General features: G+C 72.5%; 5 protein-coding genes. 4 read left to right on the plus strand and 1 reads right to left on the minus strand.

The genetic code is table 11. The features are described 5' to 3' along the window. Positions 1-129: 129 nt before the first annotated feature. From IE225_RS18810 to IE225_RS18825, 4 genes are all read left to right on the plus strand, one after another. Positions 130-810 carry a hypothetical protein gene (locus IE225_RS18810; RefSeq protein ID WP_190058710.1) on the plus strand — a complete coding sequence of 227 codons (681 nt, stop codon included), beginning with the start codon at positions 130-132 and terminating at the stop codon, positions 808-810. Then, entirely contained in the window at positions 807-3,923 is a 3,117-nt protein-coding gene (locus IE225_RS18815) for a M48 family metalloprotease (protein ID WP_190058711.1), read from the plus strand. The genes IE225_RS18810 and IE225_RS18815 overlap by 4 nt, the downstream gene beginning before the upstream one ends. A 552-nt stretch (positions 3,924-4,475) precedes the next feature. Then, positions 4,476-4,976 carry a YfbM family protein gene (locus IE225_RS18820; RefSeq protein WP_229879681.1) on the plus strand — a complete coding sequence of 167 codons (501 nt, stop codon included), beginning with the start codon at positions 4,476-4,478 and terminating at the stop codon, positions 4,974-4,976. A gap of 268 nt (positions 4,977-5,244) precedes the next feature. After that, a complete protein-coding gene (locus IE225_RS18825) occupies positions 5,245-5,736 on the plus strand; it encodes an SRPBCC family protein (RefSeq protein ID WP_229879683.1) in 492 nt (163 codons plus the stop codon). A gap of 105 nt (positions 5,737-5,841) precedes the next feature. On the opposite strand, the gene IE225_RS18830 is transcribed toward IE225_RS18825, so the two are convergent. Next, the coding region (locus IE225_RS18830; protein WP_190058712.1) for an IS5 family transposase at positions 5,842-6,207 on the minus strand (366 nt) is incomplete at its 5' end.

The raw sequence follows: 6,207 nt of genomic DNA on the forward strand, positions 1-6,207 counted from the left end.
CCCGGGTACGGCGGCTGACACTGTCCGTACGACCGCCGCCACCCTGACACGGCGGCGCGGGTGTCGACCACCGGTGCTCATGTGCCCACACTGGGAGCTCAACGTTCCTCGGGGGTACGGGAGTTCACGGTGGCCGAAGCTGTCGGAGCGCAACGGGTCCGCGATGTCGTACGAGCGGTGGTGGCCGAGCGGGCCCCACAGGAACTGCCCGTCGTCGAGGGCCTGTTCCGGTTGGACGACGCACGGGCCGTGCGGGTCCTCGCCGGGTCGGGCACACGCCGCGAACCGCTCGGCTTCGGTCTGGCCGAGGCCGGCGCCCTCGTCACCGCCGTGGTGTGGCTCGTCCTGGACCAGGTGGCCCGGCGTGCGGTCGACGCGGCCGCCGACGGCGTGGTCGGCCGCGCCAGGGCCGGACTGCGCCGGGTACTGCGCGGCGGCTCGGCGGAGCCGCCGCGCAGCCTGCCGGAACTGGACCGGGCCCAGCTGACCCGGGTCCGCGCCCAGATCCTGCGGCGCGCGGCCGAACAGGGCCTGGACGACCGTACGGCGCAGACGCTCGCGGACACGGTCGTGGCCCACCTGGCCGTGGGCGATGCGGCGACGGAGGCGCGGGACGACGCGGCCGACGACGCGGCCGACGATGCAGCCGACGCGGCAGACACGGCGAACGGGGGATCCGCCGCGGCACCGGAAAGCGACGGCACCGCGGCCACCGGTACTACCAGGGCCACTCGTACCACAGGGATCACAGAGACCACCGGAAGCACAGAAGCCACCGAGACCCCCGGAACCACCGGGGCCGAGTCATGACGACCGGGGCCGACCCGGGCACGCCGACCCCACCCCCCGACGCCGCGCCCGCCACCGACGCCGCGCCCGCCACCGCCACCATCGCCGCCGTCACCGCCGCCGGAAGGCGCAGCCGGCGGCGGGGACTCGCCGACACCGGGCCGCGGTTCGCGCTGCTGATGGCGGTCGTGACCGCGTCCAGCGTGAGCATGCTCAACACGGTGCTCGCCCCCCGCCCCAACGACACCCCGGGCGACGCGCTGGGGTGCCTGCTCGCCGGCGGGCTGGACCCGGACGGCCGCAACCTGGACAACCTGCTGATGACCGTGCGCAGTTCGGCGGCGCTGGTGCGGTGCATGTCCGGGGTGCCGAGGGTGGAGTACGCGAAGGGCCTGGTCGCCACCCTCGTCCTGCTGGCGGTCACGGCGTGCGTGTACTGGTGGCAGCCGCGGCTGCGCGACCGGTGGCACCGTACGGTGCCCGCCGAGGACATGGACCCGGACGGCACCCTGGCGGCGGAGCTCGCCGCGCTGCGCGCCCGCGCCGGGATCACCCACGGGGTGCGGTTCCGGGTGGATCCGACGCGGACCACCGCCGGCGCCGTCGTGTACGGGCGGTCGGGGCAGTACGTGGTGTGTCTGCACGCGGGTCTCCTGGTGCGGCGCGCCACGGATCCGGAGGGTTTCCGGGCGGTCGTCCTGCACGAACTCGCCCACCTCCACAACCGCGACGTCGACTTCGCCTCCGCCAGTACGGCCCTGTGGCGGGTCTTCGTCCTGCTGGCGCTGCTGCCCTACCTGTTCCACGAGTGCCGGCTGCTCGCCGAGGGCCTGTTCGGCCTGACCGACTCGCCGTTCTGGCCGGGAGCCGCCTCCACGCTGGTGTACGACGTCCTGTCCGGTCTGCTCCTGGTCGCCCTGGTGCACCTCGCCCGCGCCGACCTGCTGCGCCGCCGGGAACTGCACGCCGACGCCCGGGCCGTCGACTGCGGTGCGCTCCCGGCCGCGTGGGGCCACCGCGATCCGCAGGGCGCGGTGGCGGCCCGGGTGCGCCGGGTCACCGCCCTGCTGCGGACCCATCCGACCTGGGCCGAGCGGCGCCGGGCACTCGCCGACCGCACCCGGTTGTCGCGGGTGGGTGCCCTGTCGATGTTCCTGGTCGGGGTGGGCGGGTCGCTGCTGGTCAACGAGCTCGTCGTGGTGCCCGGGCTGTCCACGGACCGGGGCGGCGCGTGGGGCACGGCCGTGCTGATCGCGCCGTGGCTGAGCCTGTCGCTGGCCCGCTCGGTGGCCGCTTCCCCGTCCCCCCGGCCGGCGGAGTCCGGCGCCCGGGCGGGCGGGTGGCTCGGCGGCGGGCTCGTCGTCGGGGAACTGACGCGCGGCACGCACGGCAACGAGTGGTTCGGTCCCCACCCGGAGTTCCTGCTCAGCCTGCTCCTCTTCGCGGTGCTGGCGGCGGTGTGGTCGGCACACTGCGCGCACTCGGCGCTCGCGCTGCGGCGCAGAGGCCCGCGGCTCGCGGTGGGGGCGCTGAACCTGCTGGTGACGACCGTCGTGCTGTGGGCGGGGCTGCACTGGTGGTACTCGACGGGCCAGTTCTACGCGGCGGGCGTGTACAGCCAGGCGGAGACCTTCCGCGACCTGGTGGTGCGGAGCTACCCCGGCCCGTGGCGGGACTACTCCTGGCAACTGTCCGCCATCACCGTGCTGCTGCCCCTGTTGACGGCCCTGAAGGCGGGGCTGCTGCTGGACTGCGCCGCCCTCGCCCTGTGGCTGGTCCCGGTGGCGCTGTGGGCGTGGACCGGGGCGCCGGGGCTGCGGCTCCGCCGGTCGCTGCCGGCCGGCGTGGCCGGCGGGGTGGTCTGCTGGGCGGGCCTGGCCACGGTGGGTCACCTGCTCCACGGCCGCCGGCCCGCCTCCTTCGAGGAACGCGCCGGCGTGTACGGGGCCGTCCAGATCTGGCTGACCACGTACGTCCTCATCGCCTCCTGCCTCCTCACGGCCGCGGCGGTCGCCGCGCTGTCCCGGCGCTTCTGGCTGCCGCGCGCGCTGCTGGCCGCCGCCGTCACCCAACTCCTCGGCCACGCGGGCGTGTTCGTGATGTTTGCGGCCAACGGCTGCCTGGGCCCGGTCACCACCATGGCCACCCAGTGCCACTGGCTGCCCTCGGTCGGCTGGATCTCCGTGGGACTGACCACCGGCGCCGCCCTCACCCCGGCGACCCTCCTCTCGGGATGCGCGGCGGCGGTGGGCGCGATGATGGGATGGGGAATACGGCGACTCGTCCGGCAGCGAAAGGCACGGCGCCCCACCCACGAACCGGCGGAAAGCCACCACCCGGCACCGACACCCCCCGCCTCCTCCGAGGCCGGCGCCACACCCCCGCAACCGACCGCCGACGACGGTCCACCAACCCCCCGCACCCGGCGCCGCCTACTCCCCTCACTCCCCTCCTTCCCCTTACTCCCCATCGGGACGGTGGCGATGCTGACGGCGTCCGCGGTGCTGCTCACGGTGGCGGCGCACGACACGTCGGGCAGGTCGGCGTCGTCCGGGTCGAGCGCGGCCCCGGCACCGGGCTCCGCCGGCACCCCGGCCGACTCGGTCGGCGACCTGGTCTGGGCCCCGCCACCGGCCCGGCGGGCGAAGATCCGCGCCTGGCAGGCGCTGGCGTGGCTGGCACACGGCGGCATGGAGCACTACAAGAACATCGGCGACGCCCTCACCGACCTCGGCGACGCCCTCACCACCGCCGGCCGGCAGAAGCCCCGCGCCAACGGCAAGGTCAGGATCGACAGCGAGAAGATCGGCCGCCTCTGCGTCGCCCTGGCCCGCCACGCCGAGGACGCGCTGGACTACTTCCCCGTGCCCGACAAGGCCCTCCAGAAAGACTGGTCCCGTTCGCTGACGGCACTCTCCCGGCAGGGCCGCACCTGCCGGACAGCCCTGACCGACGACGACAAGGGCCCCTACAAGACCCACGCGGACCGCGAACGGGCCTTCTTCCATTCCCTCGACGAGATCAACAAGGCGGCAAGCACGCTGACCTCCCTCCTCGACAAGATCGTGGAGGTGGCGGAGAAGGCCGACAAGAACAAGACGGACGCCACCCGCACGAACCGGGGGAAGAACTGACGCCCCATCCCCCTCACCGTCCAAGCGCAGCCCGAAAGATGCCCCACACGGCCCCCACCCGGCACCCGGTACCCGGCACACACAACGGCATGACGAAAGGACACGACGCCACGGCTCGTTCCGTTCATGAACCTCCCACCACGGACGCGGAATCCACCTGGCGGACCGAGACAGCCCACCGAGCAAACCCCACCACCGACCAGAGCAGACCCGCCCGCTTCAAACACACCCACGCCGTCCCTGACCCCCTCCCGCCGAGGCGGCCCAGAACGCCCACGAAGGCACGGGTCACGAGAAAGCCCCCTACCTGCGATGCATGCACAGGCAGGGGGCTCAGACAGCGCGGGCTTACTTCTTCTTGCCCTGGGTCTTGCCGGGGATCTTGGTGAGCTGGGTTTTTGCTGGTCAGGAGCGGTGGGCCCGTGCGCCTGGTGGTCGTCGTTGGCCGTCATTGGCCACTGTCGAGCGACCTCGGACGGCCCAGGGACGGCCCAGCTCTGCCGCGCTCGACTGACAACTGGCGTTGTCAGTGACCCCGCCTAGTCTCCGGCCATGAGCATGATCGGCGAGTACCTGCGTGTTACGGCTGCTGAACTCGGCCGGGCGACCCGAGAGCCCGACTGGGCTCTGGACTTGGTCGAAGAGGTCCAGGACGCCGAGGAGGAGACGGAGCCCGCGCCGGCCGAGGCACGTCACTTCAGCACGTACAAGGCCTGGGACATGCTCCGCTTCCTGCTGGCGCGCGTCGAGTTCCCCGTGAACGTGATCCACGGTGAGGAGCCGTTCGCCGAGGATGAGGACTGGGGGTACGGGCCTCCGAGGTACCTGCGGCCTGAGCGGGTCAAGCTCGCAGCGGAGGCTCTGCGGGCCAACAGCTATGACCAGCTCGTCGGAGGTGTGGATCCTGCCGAACTGACCAGCGCCGAGGTGTACCCCCTCGGATGGGGCGAGCCTGGCGCACTGGAGTGGGGGCGACCCTGGTACGACGGCCTCACTCAGTTCTTCGAGGCCGCTGCCAGAGCGGACGACGCGGTGCTCGTCTGGTTGGACTGATAGGCAGATACAGAGGTGAGACCTCAACTTGGGAAACTCGGGCTCTACGGGGTCGGCAGGCTTGCTGGCCTGCCGCAGAGCGGCGTCATGGCCTGAGGGCGCGCTGAGTGGGTGACCGCTGTTCCCCGTGGTTCCCCGCACGATCCGGCACGCGTCTGGCACGCCTCTCGTCGGCTCCGGGGCTGAGCTCCGATGAGCTGTACCGACCCGCAGACCGCCCTACCGCCGGGGTACGGGAACTTTCCGCCCCGACGATGGGAGGATCACCGTGCCGGCGCGCCGTATCGAGGAGGGGGCCGAGGTGCCGTCCACCGAGCTGAAGCACACGTTTGAGATCGCCGCGCCGCCGGAGGAGGTCTTCGCGCACCTGGCCGAACCGTTGCATTACGTCGGCCTGTCGCCGCTCGTCGTTGCCGTCCGTGACGTGCGGCGCAGCGGCGGGACCGTGCGCTACACGGCCGTGGAGCGTTTCCGCTTCCTGGGCGTCCTGCGGCGCGACAACATCATCGACGTCACGCTCGCCGCCGTCCCGGACGGCCTCCCGCACTCCGCCGAGATCTTCGGGGAGGTCCGCAGCCCCGGCCGGGTCCGCATGAGCTACCGCTTCACCATCGACCGCCACGAGGTCGGCAGCGTCATCACCGACACCCTGCGCCTGCGGACGCCCCCAGGCCTGCTGCGGTTCGCCGCCTCCCAGGCGGGAGCGGTCCAGCAGGCCCGGGCCCGTGTGCTGACGGACCGTCTGGCCCGGCCCGTCTGACGGCCTTCGCGCGGGCAGCCCGGTGGTGAAGGCCGTACGCAGGGTCGATCCTGAAGGTCTGGCTTGGCAGGATTCGAACCTGCGACACCCGCTTTAGAGTTCATCTCATTTGGTAAGCCTGCGGTGGCAGATGAGGGTGCATGCGAGGGCTGTGAAGGCCAGGAAGTGCTCGGCTTTGCGCTCGTAGCGGCGGTGGAGTCTGCGGCAGCCGCCCAGCCAGGACATGGTGCGCTCGATCGTCCAGCGGTGCCGGCCCAGCCGGGTCGAGGACTCGACGCCCTTACGGGCGATGCGCGGCGTGATGTGCCGGGTGTGGAGCCATTTCCGCAGGTGGTCGTAGTCGTAGCCTTTGTCGGCATGGAGCTTGGCAGGGCGGCGCCGGCGCGGTCCGCGGCGGGAGCGGATCGGCGGGATCCCGCGCACCAGCGGCTCCAGGGCCTGGCTGTCGTGCAGGTTCGCGCTGGAGATGCC

Origin of the sequence: Streptomyces echinoruber, assembly GCF_014651135.1 — a bacterium.
GTDB lineage: Bacteria > Actinomycetota > Actinomycetes > Streptomycetales > Streptomycetaceae > Streptomyces > Streptomyces echinoruber.